This window comes from Maribacter sp. Hel_I_7, assembly GCF_000688315.1.
GTDB classification, from domain to species: Bacteria; Bacteroidota; Bacteroidia; order Flavobacteriales; family Flavobacteriaceae; genus Maribacter; species Maribacter stanieri.
The window spans coordinates 503,952-526,313 of sequence record NZ_JHZW01000003.1 but is presented as its reverse complement, the minus strand read 5'-3'; the positions used below and the strand labels follow the sequence as shown (position 1 = coordinate 526,313).

The following is a 22,362-nucleotide window of genomic DNA, read 5'->3' as shown; positions in this document are numbered from 1 at the left end:
TAAAATATCATTTAAAACAGAACCTGGAATTCTAACCTCCAATAGTTAAAAGCTCTCCCCATTGTGTAGTAAATCTAGGGCTTCTATGTTCTTTTATCAATGCCCATTCTTTGCTACGATTACCCACGGTTGCTGTCTTAATTTTATTCTTACCGTACTTCCCGTTTAAATTATCCATTAGTTTTGTAATAGCATCGCTCTCACTTTTATGAGGATTATAGAATAGGTTTGTTTGCACCTCATTTTTATGAACCAAATGAGCTAGGTTCACCCCTACTTTCTTATAACGGTATCCCGGTTTAAATATCTGCTGTAAACCTTTTAAAGCTTCCTTCGTCAGCTTAATGGTACTATCGGTAGGCGTATCTAAATTTAAGATAATTTTGTTTCTGTATTGCTTATCAATAGCACTGTGTTGGTTAGTTTCCAATGAAATTTCAATTTGAGAAGCAAGACTTTGTTGTTGCCTTAATAAGTCCGCAACTTCAGCTACATAAAAACTGCAGGCTTCCTCAATAAGTGAATATTCGGTAAGTTTAAATCCAAATGATTTAGCAGTTCCAATACCTTTTTTAGCATTGGTAACGGTTTCCAATTCTAAACAGGGCACATTATTCAATTCTCTCCAAAGTCGCTCTCCTATTACCGTCATTTCTTTTCTTACCCAAGCAACGGGCATATTAGCAAAATCTAGAGCCGTATTTACATTTTTGTCTTGAAGACGAATAGCATGCTTCTTCCCTATTCCCCATATATCTTTCACTTTAAGATTTTTTAAAAGATACTGTCTCTTTTGTTCTGTATCTACCACGTAAACATTATTATTGGCTGCTATTTTTTTAGCGTACTTGTTCGCTAACTTAGAAAGTGATTTGGTCTTTGCTATACCTACACCTACCGGAATTCCTGTATTCTTTTCTACCGTATTTTTTATAGTATGTGCAATGGTATCATAGTTTGCGTTGTGCATACTACTTAAATCTACAAAGCTTTCATCTATGCTATATTCTTCAACTCTTGGAGAAAACATCATTAAGGTATCCATAACCCTCCTAGACATATCACTATACAAAGTATAATTAGACGAGAAATAGCTTACATTATTATCATCCAACAATTTTTTGATTTTAAATACGGGTTGGAACATGGGTATATCTGCCAATGCCTTGGCTTGTTTATTTGCTGCTATTATACAACCATCATTATTACTTAGAACTACTACCGGTTTGTTTATTAAATCTGGTCTAAATACTTGTTCGCAAGAAGCGTAAAAACTATTGCAATCTACTAGTGCTATCATAATACAGGTTTTATAATATAAGTTATTACTCCCCAAATATTCAGTTCAGTATTAGAAGCGCTATCTATTTTAATTATCTTAAAACTATCATCAACTGTAGCTACAACAAGTTGTCCGATTTTTGGCGACAAAGATTTATCTACAATCAGCACATCGTTGGTTAAAACATTATTCTCTTTAAAGGAATCATCAATAACCCTAATAAAGAATGTGGAAGATGAATTTGAAACAAGTACTTCATTCAAATCTATTCTTGGTTCACTATAATGTGTTGCAGGGCTAGAAAAACCCGTTTGAGTAGGTCTTTGTACCCTATGGTTATTTTCAGGTTTTTTTATTAAATGCTTATCTAATTCTATCATCAATTAGTTTTCTTTCTAAATTTATTTTCTTTCCCTTACCCAGTTATCAATTGGCACGTTCCAAAATCCAAGGACTGGCATTATATAGCAAATAATGCGCGATGGATATTTGTAATACAGGTTTACATCATGTGTGTCTGTTTCATATTCCACAAAAAAACCATCCATTGAAAGAGGTTTGCTTTCAAATAAGCCTACATCTTTTAAAGCACAATTATAGCGCTCTTTACCAATCTCTTTTAAGAGAGCCTTTATAACCTTAATATCATAATTTCTAAATACAGTTTTGGACATTTTCCAAATTTCAGGATATAATCCAAATAATATATGCTATTTTTGATAATATTATTAACAACTAATAATTTTAATAAAAAAAGCCATCTCGAGGTGAGATGGCTAACCAAACTTAATCAGTAAACCCTTCAATAAATACGAAGAGTAATCAGAAACTGACGTAATATCTACAATTTTAATTATTGCAATTAATGATAATGGATAAAATATTAACTGAAATAGGTTAAAGCTGAGATAGCTGGGATTGATTTAAAACATCATCATTACTCTTTACAGTCAATTTTAAAACAGTTTAGACAATTTATATTAGCAGATAGATTATAAATTACCGAAGCCCACTAAATTGGGTAAATGAACATAACTTCTTAATCCATGCAAAAGAATACAACCACCATTACAGAATCTGTAACACTATTTTACAATGATTTCATTGAACAATTACCAGGTATTGGAATGGGAATACTACTTGTAATTTTAGGACTACTTCTTGGGACTTGGATTGGCGGTTTCGTTAAAAGAAAACTATCAGCAAGGACCGGTGACCCATTAATGAGTAAATTTTTAGGACAAGCCATTAAATACATACTCGTTATTATTGCTGTAATGTTGGCATTGGAAGCTGCCGGTCTTGGTGCCATAGCTACTGGAATATTAACTGCTGCTGGTGCTAGCGCAGTAGTATTGGGATTTGCATTTAAAGATATTGGTCAAAACTTTATTGCAGGAATCATTATGGCATTTAGCAGACCTTTTGACGTTGATGATACCGTTCAAATAGATGACAATTTTGGAAAAGTAAAAGCTTTAGAATTCAGATATACTAAACTTAAATCTTTCGATGGTAAAGATGTTTATATACCTAATAGTGATGTATTGACAAAACCCGTTACAAATTACACAGAAGATGGTTTTTTTAGATGGGATTTTACAATTGGCATTGCTTATGAAGACAATATAGAAGGCGCAAAACAGACTATTTTAAAGGCTTTGAAGAAAGAACCAAATGTAATTGAAGATGAAGAACATGAAAATTTTGTGATTGAAGATGAGCTTGCTACTAGCACGGTTAATTTGAAAGTATTTTTTTGGGTAGATACCAAAGACTTTAGGAGAATGGCACTTATAACTAAAGGTAATGTTGTTCGTAATGTAAAAGAAGAATTAGAAGCAGCAGGTTATTACATGCCTGCAGATATTCAAGAGATAAAATTATATGGAAAAGAATCTGAATTTCCTCTTAGAATTAACTCCCAAAAGAATAAATCTTAATTCTCTTTATCAACGAGCTCAACTCTTTAAATAATGAAATTTTAAGTGCCTTTATGAATTTAGCTTTGTAATCCAAATCCAATTTAGTAATATATAATAACTATATTTAATAACACCCACCTATATTCCAATTAACTATGCTCGTAAGTTTTGACCAAAATATCAAAGATGTTCAATCAATAACCATATTACCTACAATTCTTGATGTAATTAGCCAAACTACAGGTTTAGGTTTTGTGGCAGTTGCAAGGGTAACTGCAGAAAGATGGATTACTTGTGGTGTGCTCGATAAATTAAACTTCGGATTGAAACCGGGCGACGAGTTACAAATTGAAACTACTTTTTGTAGGGAAGTTAGACAAAACGACAAATTAGTTGTTATTGATCATGTGGAACAAAGCCCTGAATATGTTAATCATCCCATACCTAAGCAATACGGGTTTCAAAGTTACATTTCTGTACCTATAATAACCAAAAGCGGTGAATTTTTTGGAACTTTATGTGCACTAGATCCACAACCTAATAAATTGAACAATTCCAAGATCATAGGAATGTTTACCATTTATGCAGAGCTAATATCCTTTCATTTAGATACGATTGAAAAATTACGCTTAAAGGATTTAGAAATTGAAAAAAAAGATTTTCAGTTAGAATCTTTTGATTTTGTATCCAGTCATGATCTTCAAGAACCTTTAAGAAAAATTCAAATGTTCACTAGTGTAATATTAGAAAAGAACAATTCTAGTCTCACAACTGATGTAACAAAATATTTAAAGAGTATTAAAAATGAATCGCAACGTATGCGCAACATACTAAATGATTTATTGGTGTTTTCTGAATTCAAGAAATCATCACAAAAATTCAAGAAAGTAAACTTAAACACTCTAGTTGAGAATATTCGTCAAAGACTTTTAAAAGAGTTCTCTAAATGTAATGGTACAATTATCGTAGAAGATTTACCTACAGTCTCGGTTATGCCTGATCAAATTGAACAACTTCTATACAACCTAATTATTAATGCTATAACTTTCAAATCCGACGATTGTAGTCTTAAAATATCCATTAGCAGTAGAATCGAGAAAAGCAAAAATCTAAAATTCGATAAACTAGATTTAAATACTTCATATTGCGAATTGACTATTTCTGATAATGGAACCGGCTTTGACCCAAGGTATAATGAAAAAATCTTTGGTATATTCAAACGCCTTGATTCAGAAAGGTATTCTGAATCAACAGGGATTGGATTAGCCATAGCAAGGAGAATTACAGAGAATCACAAGGGATTTATAATTGCAAATGGTATTGTGGGTAAGGGAGCTACTTTTAAGGTCTATTTGCCCATGAAGCAATAAGTAAACGTTTCATATATAACACTTTATGGGCAATTGCGATGATATCGTAAAATCAACTTCCTTATTTTTTTATGTAATTATTCAAGTTTAATATCCTCAACGAATGAATGCTACCAAAATTAATATTAACCCTATGTTTTGCCTTTATTTGGTCTAATTCATAGTTTTTTTAACAATATTAAATGCACATAAAAGAAGAACTTAATAAACAACAGTTGAAAGCGGTTGAATTTGCCGGTAAGCATCTTCTGGTACTTGCAGGTGCCGGTACTGGTAAAACACGTACAATTATAGCTAGAGCTGCATATTTGATAGAGAACGGTGCAAACCCATCAAAAATTCAAATACTTACGTTTACCAAGAAAGCTGCCAATGAAATAGTAGAACGCGTAAAAGCAAGTTTACCACAATCTAATGGGCGTTCATTGAGCGGCGCCACCTTTCACTCTTGGTGCAATCAATTGATTATTAAATACCCTAATTTATTTGGTGCTGCCAGCTATACTGTTATAGACCCAGATGACCAGTTAGGCTTAATGAAGATGGTTTCAGGAAGTCATAGTGATGTCTATAGTAAACTTAGAATAAAACCACAGCAACTATTAGATGTATATTCTTATGCGAGAAATACAAAAAAGAACTTGACCGAATCTATTCGTATTTTAATATATAAAGGCAAAGAAGATAAGGATACCGAATATGAGATAACGGCTATGAAACCTAGTGTAGAAATTTTACTTAGGGCATATCAAAAGAAAAAAATGGAACAACGCTATTTAGATTATGATGATCTGTTATTAGTGGTATCCACACAGTTGAAAACAAATCCCGAAGCTAGAAAACTATTATCTCAAGATCTAGATTATCTTTTGGTTGATGAAATGCAAGATACCAACCCTTTACAGTGGGAATTACTATCGCCCTTTATAGATATATGTAACTTATTCTGTGTTGGTGACGATGCACAATCAATCTATTCTTTTAGAGGAGCAGATTTTAAAAATGTTCATCAGTTTAAGGAACGTGTACCAAATTCTGAAGTATTTAAACTTGAAAAAAATTACCGCTCTACACAAGAGATATTAGACATTTCTAATTGGTTATTAGAAAAATCGCCAATAGATTATAAAAAAGAATTACAGTCCGTAAGAGGCGATGGTGAAATTCCTTTACTACTGAATGTAAGTGATGAGTGGCAAGAGGCGAATTGGGTTGCTGATGAGATTTTAAAAAATTATACAGATGAAGACCGTCGCTTTTCAGACCACCTTATTTTATCTCGTTCTCAATATTATACAAAGACATTACAGGCAGTTTTCATAAGAAGAAAAATACCCTATGTCACTTATGGTGGACGTAAATTTTTGCAAGCTGCACACATTAAAGATTTAGTGTCTTTACTTAGAATTGTCAATAACCCATATGATGAAATAGCTTGGGTAAGATTCCTGACTTTTTGGGAAGGTATAGGCGAAGTTAGAGCATCAAGAATTATGGCGGTTATAATTGCTGATGAAGGTAAAACGGATATCCCTACCCTTTTACAAGGAGCTATACCTGGTAAAGACGGAATCAAAATTGCCGAACTCTACAATGCTGTGCAAAAAGAAAAAGGAAAGGTTGGCAAAATGGTCGACATCGCTTATGATGCCATGTCATTAGGACTTGCGTTTAGATACCGAAAAGATTGGATTGAAAAGCGTAAAGGTGATTTCCCTGTTTTAAAACTTTTAGCGAATAGCTATTCAAGCTTAGGTGAATTTATTGGTGAAGGATTATTGGATAATGCAGAAAAAATGAACGGTGCACCTGTTCTAAGCGAGTCTCAATTAGAGACTGACGAAGAAAAAGATCATGTAATTATATCTACCATCCACTCCGCCAAAGGCTTGGAAGCTGATGTTTGTATCGTTTTGAATGTTTCTCCAAAATCATTTCCTTCTGCTTGGTCATTAGATGATGTAGATGCTATTGAAGAAGACCGTAGAGTTTTATATGTAGCATTAACGAGGGCAAAAAACAGATTGATTATCACTAGGAATACAGCTTCTATTGCGGCTATTCATAAAAAATCTATACCATCAAATAATGGTCAACAATCAGATGATGCAGAAACTTATTTTTTGACAGCCATACCCGACGGATTAGTAAAACAAGAAACTATAGGGCATGATTTCAAAACTGTAAAAGACGCACCAGAACCCAATAAAATAGACCTGTCTTCAGGAATGGACTTTAGCTAAAGGTTAGACATGCCAGAAAGAAAATTTGCCATAATCTCAATGACCACATTCGGTTATAAGCCAAATCCTTTAAGAATAGTACAATTAACTATTAGTAAGCTTAAAGGAAATTATTATGAACCTGTATTTAGCACCAACATAAATCCTGAAGAACGTATTCCTAATTACATTCAGCAAAAAACAGGTTTATCCGATAGCATTCTATTACAAGAACCTACATTCTCGGAAATCGCCAATACTATTCTTAAAGAACTAGAAGACCATATATTAGTGGGTCATAATGCATCATTTTTACATCATGCCCTACAGTCTGAGTTTAAATACTTGGGCTATTCATTTAAAATTCCTCAGCTATGCACATTACGCCTAGCTAAGAAGTTAATTCCTAATATGACCAATTATGAATTACCATATTTAACTAGTGTTTTAAACATTCCCTTTTTAGCTTCAAATGATATGAGTGATACTAATGTTTCAGTATCCATATTATTTCAAAGATTGATGGCGCTAGACGAGAACGAAATAGTCATCTCTAAATTTTTAGAGCCAAAGGTTGAGAAAGAGCATATAGCACCAAAAAATATTGAGTATCAAAAACTAAATGCATTACCCAATACTCCCGGTATTTATAAATTTCAAAATCAAGTTGGTGAAGTAATCTATGTGGGCAAGGCGAAGGATATTAAAAAAAGAGTGTTGAGTCATTTCTATAATTTTAGCGAGAAAGAAATAGCACTTTGCAACGCTACTTACCATGTAGATTATGAACCCACGGGAAGTGAATTGATAGCATTATTGCGTGAAGCGGATTTAATAGATAAGCTAGACCCTCCTTTCAATTATATACAAAAGAAGAGTTATATCACTTATCATATTACACCTCAAAAAAATAAAAAGGGCGTTCTTCAACTAAAAATCGAAAGAAGACCTTTTCAACACTCCCCTACCGAAATATTCTTAAAGAGAGGAGACGCAATAAAACGCTTAATTGAACTTACTAAAAAGTTTAGATTATGTCCGTTACAAACAGGTTTAAAGAGCAAATTAGGCAGATGTACCCATGATGAATACATGGAATGTGATGGTGTTTGCAGTGGAGAGGAAGAAATCGGGTTATATAACGTTAAGGTTGAAAAAGCTTTAGATTTTCTTAATAACGAAAATGACAATTATGTAGTTTTTGAAAAAGGTCGTTCTAAAGAAGAACGTAGTTTTGTTTTAATACTTCATGGTGTCTACCAAGGTTACGGTTTTCTTGACAATTCTCAATCTGTATCAAGTGTAGAAGATTTGAAAGATATGCTTGATCCGAAAAAACATTCTTACCATACTGCGATGATAATTTCAAGTTATACAAAACGAAATCCATGGAAAATAAAGCCCATAAACTCTTGACATTCTAACTAATTAAATTAAAGCTAGTTTATCAACAATAGTAGTTATAGTGAACTTCATGATCAAAAATCTGGAATAATTAGTACTTAGATTATTATATCTGGAAATTTAATTCATCTAAATAACTAACTTTTAAAATTGACCATATAATCATGTAAGTACAATAAAGTCATTGCGCTTTGTATTTACTTTAGACAACGAATCTAATAGCAATTTTTTTAGCTCTTTAAAAGAAGATGACTTTTTCAAAAATTGGTTAGCTCCATCTTGTTTGAGCTGGTTTACTTCCCTCTCCCTATATATTGATGAATAAGCGATGATATAAATATTCTTAAATTTCTTGAAATTTCTAATATCCATTAAACATTCAAATCCGTCCATAATGGGCATGTATAAATCTAAAAAGATGACTTCTGGCAATGTTTGATCAGAAAATAGCCTATCCATTAAATCTACTCCGTTATCAAAATGAGTCACTTGAGTACTTATAGGAATATCTTCTAAAGCTTCTTTAAAAAAGCTTAAATCATCTAAATCATCATCCGCTATATAAATATTTAAATCTTTCATCAGTTCTATTAAAACAAATACATCCTCTAAAATTATGAGGAAAACATTTAATAGTATTCGTCAATAAAATTGAATATTAACTCAAATGGTAACATATTCTAATATAGAATATATAGATTTTTATATACCTAGCTTTTAAGTGAATATAAATACTTGGAATAATTAACTATTTCACAAGCACGTATGAGAAATTCACCAACCTCAGCTACATAGCATAATAGTTATCAATTAAAAAAAGGATAAGTATGTTATTTTGTAATCGCTTGTATCATATTTCTAGATATAGGTTTTTCATAATACCCATCTATTGCTCTATGATTCTTAGCTCTTTCTCTGTCTTTCGCATTAGTAAATGCAGACATTATAAAAATTTTCATTTGGTCTAAACTGCCGTTATAGCTTTGTAACTCATCTATAAACTCCCAACCGGTCATTTCAGGCATTATTAAATCTAGTAAAATGTAGTCGGGTATAGGTTTGTTCTCGTCCTTTAATTCAGTTAATAAATTAAGGGCTTCTGTTGCACTTTCACAGACATAGATCTGGGCATCAAAATTAGATTGTTGCACAGCGTACCTAGCGGTAAATTGCGATACCATATCATCATCAATCACCAAAAATACTTTACCCATCAATTTGTTCTTTAACTATAATCACTTAAACTACTAATATTAAATATACGCTAATACAGTTATCAAATTAACTTTTACTATAAATTTCATCGATAATCAATTTCAATAGTATGCAATTATATTTAAAAAAGGGTTCCTTTAAAAAGGAACCCATTCTCAGTTGTATTAATCTAACACTAACCATTAACAACTAAACCATACAACTGATATTTTTAATCAACTTTCGTTAAGTTATAAAATTTAAAATATATTCTTTACTCCTTTCAAAGTAGATTTTAATCTAATTAAGAAACTTAATCTAAAACTCTGGAATTTTAATACTAAAAATTAAATCCTACACTAAACAGAAAACGATTAGCATCTCCTCCATGATAAAAACCTAGGTTTCCTGTCAATGCGCTAAAACCAGAAATCCAAACAGAACCACCAAAATCATTGTGCCACTTGGTAGAATTATCTTCATCTGTCCAAACACGACCATAATCAAAGCCTGCGCTAACACCCAACTGTATAGGTACGAAATTTGTTCTAAATCTGGTAACGCCTACTCTTAAATCTGTACTTTGATAAAAAGAAGACTTGCCATTAAACCGTTCGTTTCTATATGCTCGTAAACTTTGATTGCCCCCTATAACCGCACCATGGTAAAATTCGTAATTATCCCCAATAATAGCTTCACCAGCAATCTTAGTGGCTATAACAGCTATACCACTTGGGTGTAAAGGATAAGTTAATGACAGTGATGGTTTTACATATCCAAAGCTATTGTCATATCCATTAACAGTAGCTGTATACCCTGTTACAATATTTGCTTGCATAGCCCTATTTGGAAAAGCAGGATCATTTTCATTTTTGTACTTATACCCAACCTCAGCAGTAGCATATAATTGCTCTTCATATACATCATTATCTGAAGAAAAAGATTGACCAACAAAGCGTTCATCATCATTAGAAACATCAAAAGATTCTAGGGCTGACCTAAAATGGTAACTACTGCCAGCATTGGTATGGACCAAATAAGGAGAAACTTTCCACTGTCTAATGCGCACTCTATTAAAATCTCTATCTATTTCATTGTCATAAAAAGTATCATTACCCTCTCCAAAATAATTAGTTGTAAAATTTGGGCTAGCATATCTTAAATCGAAACCTAAATTCCAGTTATAAAAAACATGAGCAAATTCTGCATTATAATCAATTGCAAATCCGTTGGTGGCAAAGAAATACTCCCCTCCTATGGTATGTTGCGCCTTAAAAGGATTATTTGCCAAACCGTAAGTTGTAAAACGATTTTTTAATCCGATTCTAAATCCTGTGTCGCCATCGTAACCTAAACTTGGAAAAATTATATTTTCATTATACTTTCTCTTCGTATAATCATACGTATTGATGTCATATGAATCTGTTAACCATTTTTTAGATTTAGGATTAATAATAGTATTGTCCTTACTCTTATAATCATACAACTTTACTTTCTTTGTAGATTTAAAATCATAGATATCATCTTTCTTACCTCCTATAATTTTAATATCAATAAGCTTATCTCCTTCCCCGTTCACTGTAAACGTATCATTGCCATCTAAACCATAAACCCATATTTCTTTGGTTTCTTTAGAATTGTAGGTATTATTAAAGACTATAGAATCTTTTGAGATTGAGATATATGTATCTCCATTAGGTTTTCTAGTAATTAAGAATTCATCATCATCCTCCGTACCAATAACAACTTCAAAATTGTTTAGATAATCATAATATGTTCTTGCAATAGTTTGTAGTTTATCTCGTCTAGATTGCAAATTCCTTTTAATTTCCTCTATACTGTTATCTTGCGCAGCTTCAGGTAAAGATTTAAAGGCAACCTCTATATCTTCATCAGATAAATTTTCTTGAATATAGTCTACTTGTGCTTTCCAGTCATCCCAATCAGCATTTTTTATAAAAGCTTTATCTAAAGGATAGCCCGATAAATTAAACCACTTCTCATTCTTGATATCATCATCAAAAGTTTCCATTTTACGAAGCAATGGAAAAGCAAATTTCAACATACCAATTATTGGTCCGTCATATTTAGGAAAAGCTTGGTCCCAATCCCTAGGTATAGCTTCATATCTTTTTTTACCATCTTCAGTTTCAAACTGAGCCCAACGCCACTGATCTTGGTGTCTATCCCAATTACCCACTAACATATCAAACAAACGTGCACGAATAAAACTTGATTCGTCTACATATGAATCTTTAGATTCCAAAAGTTCTAAACGAAGGTCGGTAGTACTAATTATATCATCTGGACTACCAAAGGTTTCAAAGCTTTTGTTTTCGTCCCCAACATGTTCCTCTAACATAAAAAGCGCATCACCATAATCTTCATTATAAATACCTAAACCTTTTTGCTTTGGCACATAAAATATATTAGGATTTGCATGTAAAATATTAATGGATTCTGATAACTCGTTCATCGCAAATTGAGCATAAGGATGTGCTGTAGTATAAAAATCGAGCACATAACGCTCTGCGACGGTGTTTTTAAGATAATCTTCAACATAATGATGCTCTATAGCGTTTGTTTGTAAAAAACGTACTGCACTCTTGCGTAGCGCTCTTAATGTATATTCATGTTCATTATCATCTATTAGGCGAAGAGACCTTGATTGTGTTCCACCACCCTCTGAAATTGGTCTAACATTGTTGGGCAGTTCATCTATTTTCAAAACCGGTGCTTCAATTTCTTTACTGTAAAGGTCTCTAAAGTGATTACCCCATACCCATTTATAAAATCCGCTTTTATCTGTTTCTTCTTTGGTATATATAGACGCTCTAGCTGTTGACCCATCAAATTCCTTAGGAAAAGAAACCTCATCAATAGTTAGTCGTTCCCTTTTAATCTTTTTGGTAAAGGCAACTTTAGAATCTCCATTTTTTAATTCAATTAAATCAACTACAGAACTACCATCTTTATATACAGTCAGTTTTGCATAACCGTTATTGGTAGATTCAAAATGTTCTTCTTTAGGCGCCCTTGCCTTTTCAGTTTTACCAACAGCTCCACTAATAATTTGTGGAATACCATCATCTTCTAAATATTGTAGATTACGGTCTTTGCCAGATACAAATATGACATCTTCGAATTGACTGGCAATTGTCTCTAGCCTACCACGTAATATTCTATTCTCTTTATTCTGATAAGATTCTGGTGTAAATCCGCCCATTTTATTAATCATGGAAATTTTGGAATTACTCATTACAGGTTGGTATACCGCAACAATAACGGTTTTACCTTGACTATCCTTTAAATCATCTTTAAACTCTGCCAAAAACTGGTCTCTAGTTTTATGCTCACACTTTTCGTTAATATATGGGTGATCATCCCAATCTTCTAGATACCATTGAGAATCTACCATTTCTAATACCACATCATCATTAATAGTTTCCCGTTCAATAGGGCAACCATCATTTGGCCAAAATTTAGCTTTGCTATTATCCTGTAAAAAAGATTCTAAATCGTCTATACTCTGTGGTGCATCTTTTACCCATTCATTCTCCCCTGGCGTTAAAATGACATTACCATTAAACTCATCCCAAATACTCATTAAAGGTTCTAGGTAAGACTTTACTTTTTCTTGCTTTTCTTTGTTAGAAGAAAAACCATCTTTATTTATGACATTCCCTAGCAACAATAGTGTTGCCTCCTTATCATTTTTAGATGCTAAATTTATCTCTTCCAATATGTTCTTTGCATCAGAAAAAGAAACATCACCAACATTAGATGAAATATAGAATGAATGAGAAACCTCTTTTCCTATCTTTAAATTGTTAGCATCACTGTCTTGAGAAAAAATAATACTACAACAAAGAATAAAAGTATAGGTAAAGAATATTTTACGCATGTATTAGATTTTATATTACGTGTTGATGAATTTACAGGGATAGATTGTATTCTATTTTAACTGAAAAAATATAGTCACAAAGTTAGATATCTACTGCGCATTCATTTAACTCAATAGGTTTTTTAAATAACTATAAAAAGCAACTACTGTTACTCATAATTTTGCCAAAGGTTTATGTATTTTTGAAGCTTAATTTCTACCATTAAAAAATTAAAAAAATAGGATTAGAGGTTACACTTTTCAAATGCAGAATTTAAAAATCCATTACCATCCTGAGGTAGAGAATTTAGATAACAAATCTATTTTTACAAGGCTGGCAACCAGAAGTATTGCTATGCAAGAATCTAACATTTTGTTGCTTTATACAGAGAGATATCAAGACTATAGCTTGCCGGATGGCGGATTAGATTTAGGAGAGGATATAATTGAAGGTATGAAAAGGGAGCTTATAGAAGAAACTGGAGCCCAAGATATTAGAAACATTAAGCCCTTTGGTATCTATGAAGAATATAGGCCGTGGTCCAAACCCGATTTTGATGTGCAACATATGATTTCTTATTGTTACACATGCGAAATAAATACAGCGTTGGGTGCATCTAAAATGGAGCAATACGAGATTAAGAATGGAATGAAAGCCAAGTGGGTCAACATTAATGAAGCCATTGACCATAATAAGAAGACAATGTTGAATAGTGACAGAAAAGGGATGTCTATTGAAAGGGAGACTTTTATTTTAGAACTTTTAGCAGAAAGTATCGCTAGGAAATTAGAGGTGTAACTTTCCATTACAATAACCATAGTTTATCTCCCCAAAATCGTTTAACCATAAAGAAAAATGAAAAGTCGATTATTTGTATTCATGGTACTGTGTATATGCACACATACTATAATTGGACAAACGGAAAATCAAAAACAAAAGGCAGAAGCTTATCATCAAGACCAACAGTTTGTTAATCGCTATACCAACTCATGGTATTGGTTATTTGGTTCTTCTAATAGCAAATCGAATAATGATGAACCCCCGACAGTAAATTGGGAACTAGAAGATGGTGGTTGGTATACAGGGCAAGGTCGTAATAATGAGTATAGCGGTTTCGGAATACAGTACAAACCTAAAGACAATGCTTATATCTTTAGCAAGTGGGAGAATACGAGCCCTAATGGAATGACTTTATCTCAAAGTCTTGACTACAGTTTTTTAGGTACTTATGAAAAGAATGAAAAGAATGGTTTTGGTATTACCAAGTGGTCTAACTATAAGCCATTTTCTAATGAAAATTATAAAAACGTTATAAAATTTATTGGCGAATATAAAGATGGTGTGTGGTATGGCTATGGCATCATTTACTTTAGAAACGGCACCTATAAATCTGGAATCTTCATAAATAGCATATTAAGTAAAGAATTACCGAAAATTGAAGTTTTAGAGGCATTAGGGTTTTAATAAACTTAACCCAATTATAAAATCAAAAAAAAGGATAGCAATATAAAACTGCTACCCTTGAACTTAAAACAAACAAACATTACTCTATGCCTTGTGCATCACTAATAACACGATCAATAAAATCTATATTGATATATAAGAGCCTAGCCAAATTGTACAATACATTTACTTCGCTATCGTCTATATGCCCATCTGCATAAGATATAATAGATAAATCTCTAAGTATATTCAACTTCTGCATTACAGAAAGTACAATATGAAGATCATGCGTTAACTCCTGTACTTCACTTATCATTTCATCTTCTGTAAGCCCCTTAATGGTCATCATACAATTAGCAAAAATTTTAGGAGCAACAATACTACTTAATGCCTGTATTTCAGAATCATCTACAACACCATCCGCATTAGATATTAAATAACCACCTAAAAACATTAGGCGTTGTATTTTTTCTGAATGCTCGCCTTCTTCCTCTAAGTTTTCTGGCTCCATTAAAGACATAATACGTTTGATCTCCACCTCCATTGCTTCTTCTGTAATTTCACCGGTTATGGTATCATTAAAAGCCGCATAGGTTTCGCTTTTATTAAATAGCTCTAAAGCTTTAATTCGTAATGGACTAAAAGGGTGACTACTATACCAATCTGAAGGATCATGGTTGGCATCATTCAAAACTTCCTCTAAATCTACAAATTGTTCTATGTAAGAATTCAACTGAAAATCTAAAGAATCTGTGGTAACACCAGAAGATAACTTAAAGAACGTACGACCTACCGCTTCAAAATTTTGACAACATAATAGTCCTGCCCTATCTGCACTTATTTCTGCATTTCTGTTCCACGCATATAACTTCATTGCATGTATTGGCGCTAGTTCATTTTCTCCGGCATCTAGAATTTGTCTAACAGGATAATCAAAATGCTCAAATAGTACATGCCCTATCTCATGACCAACTACAAATGTTAATTCTTCTTTAGAAAAACGCTCTAAGATTCCAGATGATAGAATTATATATAATTTATTTTCATCTGGCGGATAACAGGATGCATTGAACATATCGCTCTGGTATACAAAAAACTCAATATCAGCTTTAAGCTTTAAAGTGTTCTTACAATGCTCTCCTATTTCATGAAGCATTGGCGCCAGTGTTTTTGTTAACCTTAAACTAGATTTTAACAAGTGTTTTCTAGATTTAAACTTACCGCTGTTCTTGTTTACCTTTTCTAGAGTACTTTGTATTAGTTCATCTTGCTGAAAAGCGATTACATAGTCCCTATCCCCGTCATACACCAATAGATTTAAATCTACATCTGCACGTTTGGTAGTATATATCTGAGGTTCATCGGCTACGGTAGCTTTATGATTCAAGGCATTTATTTCCTCAATTTTATTGGTGTATTCTTTTGCCAATTCCGTTGTTATATTTTGAAAAACAACACTGGCTTCTTGTATCTTTTCTAAATTACCAGATGCTTGCGCATCGTTTAATTCCGCTAGCATTTTTTCTTGAGCTGAATTTATAGCGGCTTGATGTTCTTTTTCTAAATCTGATAATGTTTGTGATGTATATGTTGACATAATTTTAAGCTTGTACGTTTAATTTTGAGTTAGAAATTTTCATTAGTCTGCCCTTTAGATCAAATATTCCTAAAATTTGATCTTCTCCATTTTTGGCCACTACGTTGTTACCAGGTAATTCTACTTCATACCCTTTGGCTTTTAGATAAAAGAACAAGCTGTATTTATGTGGAAATGTGTAATTAGCAGCTACCTGAGAAAAGTGAGAACAGATTAAAGCTGGTGATGTTCTAGCCTTACTATCTGCTTCTTCAGAAGTTATGGTTACATAAACTATTATACCTTTAAAAGTTAAAGGAACGTAGCAGCTTTCTCCTGTCATAACAGATGCAATGGTAGAGAAGAACACTCCAGGATCAGATTCAACCTCCATTTTAGGTGTCGTAAAATCTTCAACCTTATAAGCTTCGCCCAATGCTTTTACCGCTAAGGATGTTTGTAAAAATTTCTCTGGAATACCACTCTGTGTATTTGCCCAAGCCCACAACCAACTTTTTTCGTTTTCTGAGTAGGTACCAAGAATTTGAATATCAAAAACCTTATCTTCTCCAAAGGTTAATTTACCTTCTAGCATATCACAGCTCCAGCCTAAACCCTCTACCATCTCACTAAAAATCTCTTGCTTTTCTACAGAGGTCACAAAAGACTGGTTGTACAATTCATTTATATCTAGCGTATTTGGTGTGTCTGCAGTATTCTCATTAGCACTAGCAGATTCCGTAGTTGTCGTCTCACTTTTGTTTTCGGCAAAATCTTCTAACTTATCTTCTAGTAAAGACACTATTCTTGCTGTTCTATCTTCAACCTTATCGGCATTAATTACCGGACTGTGATTTATCTTAAGCACACCATCCTCAAAAGTAATAGCACGTTCTATATTATGCTCATCATTCTCATTAACAATCATTACTTTTTTTAATCCTGCCTTTAAAAGATCAACCCCCATGTCATCTACACAAATAACTTTAAAAGCTTCTATTAACGGTAGAAAATATATTTTCGGAAAGGTATCATTGTATAAATGAGAAAAGCGATCTTCCATTAAAGTATCCCACATAATATCCATTACCACAGTGTAACCTGCCGCTCCATAAATTTCTGTCTCTAATGCTGGATATAAATCGTTTTCAAATGCTTTAATTATTCTTTTTTCTTTAAGTCCCATACTGGTTTTATTTAAAAATTATGTTTTATTTATTTATAATATTCGAAGAAGTTTTTCTTCTAAAATTTCAGAAAGTTTTGCAGGCAAAGCCTTATCAATAGCTATTGAAATAGTCAATGTATTTTCTGAGATATTGAGCTGTAATGTGTCAGCTTGTTTTAAAACAACTTTATTAACAGCGCTCCAAGCTTCTTTGCCTAAATCGTCTTTAGTAACTGTACCAACTACACTCTTTAAAGCCAAAAAGACATCTTTAATGTTTAGTCTGTCATTTAGTTCTTCTGTAGAAATAGCTTCAATGTTAAAATCTAGAATTTGCTCTCCTAACGCAATTCTCTCGGCATTCAACCATCGTTTAAGCTGTAATACAGTTAGATTTTCATTGGCAGATGAAATTGGTCTGCTAATAGCCCCCTTGGATAGTTCAACAACCATTTTTTTAGGCTGCTTAATAGTAACAAGTGAAATAGTGTGCATATTGAAAAAATAAACTTGTTCTTCTAGAGATAACATGCATACAGATTTTTGGTGATCATTATCTTTAGTAATATCTAGAATTATACCTTCTAAATAATTGCCATTATTTAATGAAACCGCTATTAAAATGTCTTCTTCTTTTTTGAAAACAAGATGCAATACTTCCTCTGGCGTTTGAGCTACAAACGCTTTATAAAATGATTTTTCCATGATTTTAGGTGGTTTTAAGACTCTGCTATGAGATATTGATAATCTTCTGGCAATTGACTAATTAGGTACATATAAATACCATCTCTAGGTGTGGTTTTATAATCGTAATAGTTATAAGTTTCTAGCTCTAATTTGGGGTAATTCATTTTTACCAAACCCATTCCCACCCCTTTCGTTAAATTGACATTGCCCTCAGATTCTTTAAGGTGTTCATGTTTTTCAAAAGCGATATAAAAAGAGTCTAGTTGAGATTGATGTACCCAAATATTATGTAAGTAAGCAGGAGAATCTGTTTTTGAGAATTCCTTTTGAACAATAGCATCAATACGTTCAGCTTTTTCTGAACCATAATTATTAGTAATAATAGCATTGTGTCTATATCTAAATGAACCGCTACTATCATCTATTGTTCTAGGCTTTACAATAAGCTCATAGAACCCTTTTGTTTCTGCTATAAGTTTGAAATTAACATGAGCTTCTTGCATCCACGTTTCTGGATAACCAACCAATAAACTACATATTTTATCAGAAAAATATTGAAAATCCTTTAGCGTAGGTTCTGCCTTTAAACTTATATCTATGGTGTGGTTATAAACATTGACATCTAAATTATAAACATCGGCACGCAACAGCTCATGCAATTCTCTTTGTAATACAATTGCTTGCTTTTGATAACGTGTTAATGCTTCTATCCCCCTATCTCTACTACTGTGAAATGAAAAATGTAAATCTTTACTTTTTGCATTCCATTCAAAGTTGATAACAATATCCCTATTTTCTTTGAGCACTAACTCTACCCAATATAAATTTGGGTTCATGTTAGCTGCGTTAAAATTTCTCTTAAAAGTCAGTATATCATATTTGTTATGATGATACTTATTTAAATGCGCTACAAAATCTCTTTTTGCTTTGAAATTAGAAAAACCAAAACCAGCGACAAACAGTAAAATAATTATCAGGACAAAGTAAAAGATGAATTTGAACATATCAATATTTATAACCTATTACACTTTAGTTTAAACAATTGCTTATAGATTATTCTCTAATAATTCTACAAGAACACTTGTTCGTCTATCAACATCATCGGCATTGTTAATTGGGCTGTGATCAAACGTTAGAACACCATCTGTAAATGAATATGCATTACTAGGGTTATGGTGGTCTACTGTATTGGTAATATGAATTTCTTTAAGACTATCCTTCAGGGCTTCTTTACCCATATCATCTGAAGCGATTGATTTGAAAGCTTCTATAATTGGAAAGAAATATATTTTTGGGTACGAATCATTATAAAGGTGCATAAAGCGATCTTCAAATAATTTTTCCCATTCAATATTTAAAGGCACATCAAAACCGGCGGCTTCGTTTATTTGACCTTTTAATTGTGGAAATTGTTCTTCTTGAAAAGTTTTTGTGAATCGATTTTCTTTTAATCCCATGATCTTTAATTTTAAGGGTTATTTGTTTATTCACCTCAAAACTATAGCATGGTTAGCGTCATTTTAAAACCGTTTTAAATTTGCGGATTTCGTTTTGTATTTGCGCTTAAAGTGTTTCTAATATTTGTTTTAGATAGGTTTTCTTGCGGGTTGCAACAGGTATTGTTTCATCATTGGTTAGGCTAACCGTATTATTAGAATTCACTGTTTTAATATACTTAATGTTCACCAAATGAGATTGATGAACACGTACAAAAGTATGCTCACTTAAGATATTTTCATAATACTTTAAATTACGAGCACTCATGATTTTTTTATCTACGGTATGGAAGGTAGTATAAGCCCCGTCTGATTGGCAACGAACAATATCTGTTATTTGAAGAAAATATTGAGCATCTGCAGTTTTGATCAATAATGTTTTCTGACTCTCTTTTTCATTAATTTCAGAAACCTTCTCTATGGCGTTTTTATAAACTTGCTCTTTTTTAAAACGGACTCTAAACCTATCAATACAATTAGATAGCTCATCTGAATCTATAGGTTTTAATAAATAATCTACAGTGTCAAACTTTATAGCTTTTATAGCAAATTCATCATAAGCTGTCGTAAAGATGATTTTAAAAGCAATACTATCTAAAGCTTCTAGAATTTGAAATGCATTACCGCCAATTAGTTCAATATCTAAAAATACAAGATCAGGAGTATTCTCTTTTAAAAATGAAATAGCATCTTCAACATTATCTATCTTGGCAATGACCTCAATATCCTTTTGCGTGTAGGTTATAAGTTTATCTAAAGTATTAAGAGCATTAAACTCATCTTCTACTATTATTGCTTTAATCATTAAAGTTTCAATTTAAAAAATACTTTTGTTCCTATAGGGGTATTATTATCATCAAATAAATCTTCTATAACAAAAGACTTCTCTTCCCCTTTTTTTCTCATTTTTAAACGCTCTAAAAATATAGTTGTTGCATGCAACTCTTCCGTTAATTTTTCTTTTTTAGCTTTTGCAGACCTACCTAAACCATTGTCTAAAATCACGAACGATAACCCATCCGTATTACCCTCTATTTTCACGAGCAGCTCTCCTCCTACTTTCTTCTCTTTTAAACCATACTCAATGGCATTCTCAACAAAAGGCTGTAATAACATTGGGGGTACGTTTATAGCATGTACATCTAAAGAATCTTCTATTTCAATTTTATATGAAAAGATATTATTGAACCGTAATTGCTGCGTTTCTATATAATTAGAAATCATAGAAACCTCTTTGCTTAGTGTAATAGCTTCTTTTCTAACATAATCGAAATTTTGTCTAATTAGCTTAGAAAATTTGGCGATATAGTTTGATGATTTTATAGGGTTTCCTTCTAAGGTTATATTCTGAATAGCAGCTAGTGTATTGAATATGAAATGAGGATTCATTTGTACACGCAATAAACTTTGTTCTAATTTCGATGCTTTATTAACTGCTTTAAGTTTGGTGTTATAGATATAAAATGCTGTTGCAATAAATAAGAAAACGAAAACCATTATAGTACTAATTAAAAGTAACTGATTTCTATTATTGATTTCTTTTTGATGATTAATTTTGGTTTCCTTTTGTTTAACCTCATAGTTAACATTGGCGAAGTTCAAGAGCCTATCTTTTTCTAGGCTACTTACATATAATTGCAAGCTATCTCTAACTATTTGGTTATCTAAAGCCGTAGTGTAATCTCCAGACATAATGGCTAGTGCTACCAGTTTATCTCTTACCTCTATTTCTTCTTTAAAATTGCTATTGGCAATATAGATTTCTAATGCTTTCTTATAGTTTATTTCTGCTGAATCATTTTCAGCTTTCAATAGAAATAAATTACCCAATCCTTTGTACGGTGCAGCATTTATAGCTTTTATATTTTTATTTAAAGTAGATGAACCTCTTAGAAACTTTTCAGCACTTTCATAATCTCCAGCTTCAATATAAGTGTAGCCAATATTATTTAAAATACTGACCAATGTTTTAGGATCCCTTTGCGATTGACTTAGTGCCATAGCCTCAGAATAGCTAGACAAAGCCTTATTATATTCCTTTAGTTTTAAATACACACTGGCTTTATTTCCCTTTATTGCTATAATAGAAGTGGTATCTACACCTTTAGAAAACAAACTATCGGTTGCTGAAATATATTCTAAAGCATTATCATAGTCTTTTAATGTAAAATGAAGCTTAAAGAGTTGGTTATAGGCTTTACCTTCTATACGATTATCTCCAATTAATTGTGCCAGACTTAATGCTTTTAGGGCATATTTCTGTGCAGTTTCAATATCTCCCATATGCAGCGCTGCACCGCTTAAAGAAATTAAACTTCTGCTCTCGTTATAGGTATCGTTTAGTTCAGCAAATAATTCGTTACATTTTAAATGGGTATTGAATGCTTCTTGATACTTATCGTTCAGATATAAAGCTTCTCCTTTATTGAATAATAAAATGGCTGTTTCTAAGGTGGTTAAATGTTTACTTTTTTGTAATAAACTATCTAACTTTAATGTAGATTGTTCTGGTTGTGTTAGCGTTAAACTATCTATTGCTAACAAACTTTTCTCTAAACTTGGGCGAATTGTATCTTGTTTTGTACATGCAAAAAAAGTTAGAAAGATAAAAGCATAAAAACCTAATTGCTTTAGGCTTTTGTATTTTAAAATCATATAAGCTAAGATGGAAGTTGTTTGAATAGGCTAAAGTAAGGAATCATCTATATAAA

The 22,362-nt window shown here is 32.3% G+C and carries 19 protein-coding genes; 6 read left to right on the top strand and 13 right to left on the bottom strand.

Going from position 1 to position 22,362, the window contains the following annotated elements:
- Positions 1–31 precede the first annotated feature (31 nt).
- Genes P178_RS0113890 through P178_RS0113880 form a run of 3 tightly spaced genes read right to left on the bottom strand, consistent with a single transcriptional unit; the run spans position 32 to position 1,956 of the window.
- Complete coding sequence (locus P178_RS0113890; RefSeq protein ID WP_027066778.1) at positions 32–1,300, bottom strand: Y-family DNA polymerase; 1,269 nt, start codon at positions 1,298–1,300, stop codon at positions 32–34.
- Positions 1,297–1,662: a S24 family peptidase gene (locus tag P178_RS0113885; protein WP_036146880.1), complete on the bottom strand. Its 366-nt coding sequence runs from the start codon at positions 1,660–1,662 to the stop codon at positions 1,297–1,299. Before P178_RS0113885 ends, P178_RS0113890 begins: the two co-directional genes overlap by 4 nt.
- A gap of 21 nt (positions 1,663–1,683) precedes the next feature.
- Complete coding sequence (locus tag P178_RS0113880) at positions 1,684–1,956, bottom strand: hypothetical protein (protein ID WP_027066776.1); 273 nt, start codon at positions 1,954–1,956, stop codon at positions 1,684–1,686.
- A gap of 372 nt (positions 1,957–2,328) precedes the next feature.
- Between P178_RS0113880 and P178_RS0113875 the strand changes: the two genes are divergently transcribed.
- From P178_RS0113875 to P178_RS22090, 4 genes are all read left to right on the top strand, one after another.
- Positions 2,329–3,225, top strand: a complete 897-nt coding sequence (locus P178_RS0113875; RefSeq protein ID WP_027066775.1) for a mechanosensitive ion channel family protein — start codon at positions 2,329–2,331, stop codon at positions 3,223–3,225.
- Between the two features lie 137 nt (positions 3,226–3,362).
- Positions 3,363–4,577, top strand: a complete 1,215-nt coding sequence (locus P178_RS0113870; RefSeq protein WP_027066774.1) for a sensor histidine kinase — start codon at positions 3,363–3,365, stop codon at positions 4,575–4,577.
- A gap of 182 nt (positions 4,578–4,759) precedes the next feature.
- Positions 4,760–6,820 carry an ATP-dependent helicase gene (locus tag P178_RS0113865; RefSeq protein ID WP_027066773.1) on the top strand — a complete coding sequence of 687 codons (2,061 nt, stop codon included), beginning with the start codon at positions 4,760–4,762 and terminating at the stop codon, positions 6,818–6,820.
- Positions 6,821–6,829: 9 nt separating this feature from the next.
- The gene (locus tag P178_RS22090) at positions 6,830–8,215 is read left to right on the top strand and encodes an exonuclease domain-containing protein (RefSeq protein ID WP_051638308.1); all 1,386 of its coding nucleotides are present in this window, start codon (positions 6,830–6,832) and stop codon (positions 8,213–8,215) included.
- 150 nt (positions 8,216–8,365) lie between these two features.
- Here P178_RS22090 and P178_RS0113855 read toward each other — a convergent pair whose 3' ends face one another.
- The 3 genes from P178_RS0113855 to P178_RS22085 all read right to left on the bottom strand — a co-directional run bounded on the left by P178_RS0113855 (position 8,366) and on the right by P178_RS22085 (position 13,301).
- Entirely contained in the window at positions 8,366–8,785 is a 420-nt protein-coding gene (locus P178_RS0113855; RefSeq protein WP_051638307.1) for a response regulator, read from the bottom strand.
- Between the two features lie 248 nt (positions 8,786–9,033).
- Complete coding sequence (locus P178_RS0113850; RefSeq protein ID WP_027066771.1) at positions 9,034–9,417, bottom strand: response regulator; 384 nt, start codon at positions 9,415–9,417, stop codon at positions 9,034–9,036.
- A 320-nt stretch (positions 9,418–9,737) separates the two neighbouring features.
- Entirely contained in the window at positions 9,738–13,301 is a 3,564-nt protein-coding gene (locus P178_RS22085) for a metallophosphatase (RefSeq protein WP_051638306.1), read from the bottom strand.
- A 244-nt stretch (positions 13,302–13,545) separates the two neighbouring features.
- Between P178_RS22085 and P178_RS0113840 the strand changes: the two genes are divergently transcribed.
- Both P178_RS0113840 and P178_RS0113835 read left to right on the top strand, forming a co-directional pair.
- Positions 13,546–14,079: an NUDIX hydrolase gene (locus tag P178_RS0113840; RefSeq protein ID WP_027066770.1), complete on the top strand. Its 534-nt coding sequence runs from the start codon at positions 13,546–13,548 to the stop codon at positions 14,077–14,079.
- Positions 14,080–14,136: 57 nt separating this feature from the next.
- Positions 14,137–14,745, top strand: coding sequence for a hypothetical protein (locus tag P178_RS0113835; RefSeq protein ID WP_155941648.1), 609 nt, complete (start codon positions 14,137–14,139; stop codon positions 14,743–14,745).
- Positions 14,746–14,824: 79 nt separating this feature from the next.
- Here the strand turns inward: P178_RS0113835 and P178_RS0113830 are convergent, their stop codons facing one another.
- The 7 genes from P178_RS0113830 to P178_RS0113800 form a co-directional block, all read right to left on the bottom strand.
- On the bottom strand, positions 14,825–16,321 hold the full coding sequence (locus tag P178_RS0113830; RefSeq protein ID WP_036146876.1) for a M48 family metallopeptidase: 1,497 nt from the start codon (positions 16,319–16,321) through the stop codon (positions 14,825–14,827).
- Between the two features lie 4 nt (positions 16,322–16,325).
- Positions 16,326–17,486, bottom strand: a complete 1,161-nt coding sequence (locus tag P178_RS23465; RefSeq protein WP_197026808.1) for a DUF6882 domain-containing protein — start codon at positions 17,484–17,486, stop codon at positions 16,326–16,328.
- A gap of 33 nt (positions 17,487–17,519) precedes the next feature.
- Entirely contained in the window at positions 17,520–18,173 is a 654-nt protein-coding gene (locus tag P178_RS0113820; protein ID WP_027066767.1) for a hypothetical protein, read from the bottom strand.
- Between the two features lie 14 nt (positions 18,174–18,187).
- Complete coding sequence (locus P178_RS0113815; protein WP_155941647.1) at positions 18,188–18,991, bottom strand: hypothetical protein; 804 nt, start codon at positions 18,989–18,991, stop codon at positions 18,188–18,190.
- A gap of 210 nt (positions 18,992–19,201) precedes the next feature.
- Positions 19,202–19,612, bottom strand: a complete 411-nt coding sequence (locus P178_RS0113810) for a hypothetical protein (RefSeq protein ID WP_027066765.1) — start codon at positions 19,610–19,612, stop codon at positions 19,202–19,204.
- 106 nt (positions 19,613–19,718) lie between these two features.
- The gene (locus P178_RS0113805) at positions 19,719–20,456 is read right to left on the bottom strand and encodes a LytR/AlgR family response regulator transcription factor (RefSeq protein WP_027066764.1); all 738 of its coding nucleotides are present in this window, start codon (positions 20,454–20,456) and stop codon (positions 19,719–19,721) included.
- A complete protein-coding gene (locus P178_RS0113800) occupies positions 20,456–22,306 on the bottom strand; it encodes a tetratricopeptide repeat protein (RefSeq protein ID WP_027066763.1) in 1,851 nt (616 codons plus the stop codon). The genes P178_RS0113805 and P178_RS0113800 overlap by 1 nt, the downstream gene beginning before the upstream one ends.
- Positions 22,307–22,362 lie beyond the last annotated feature (56 nt).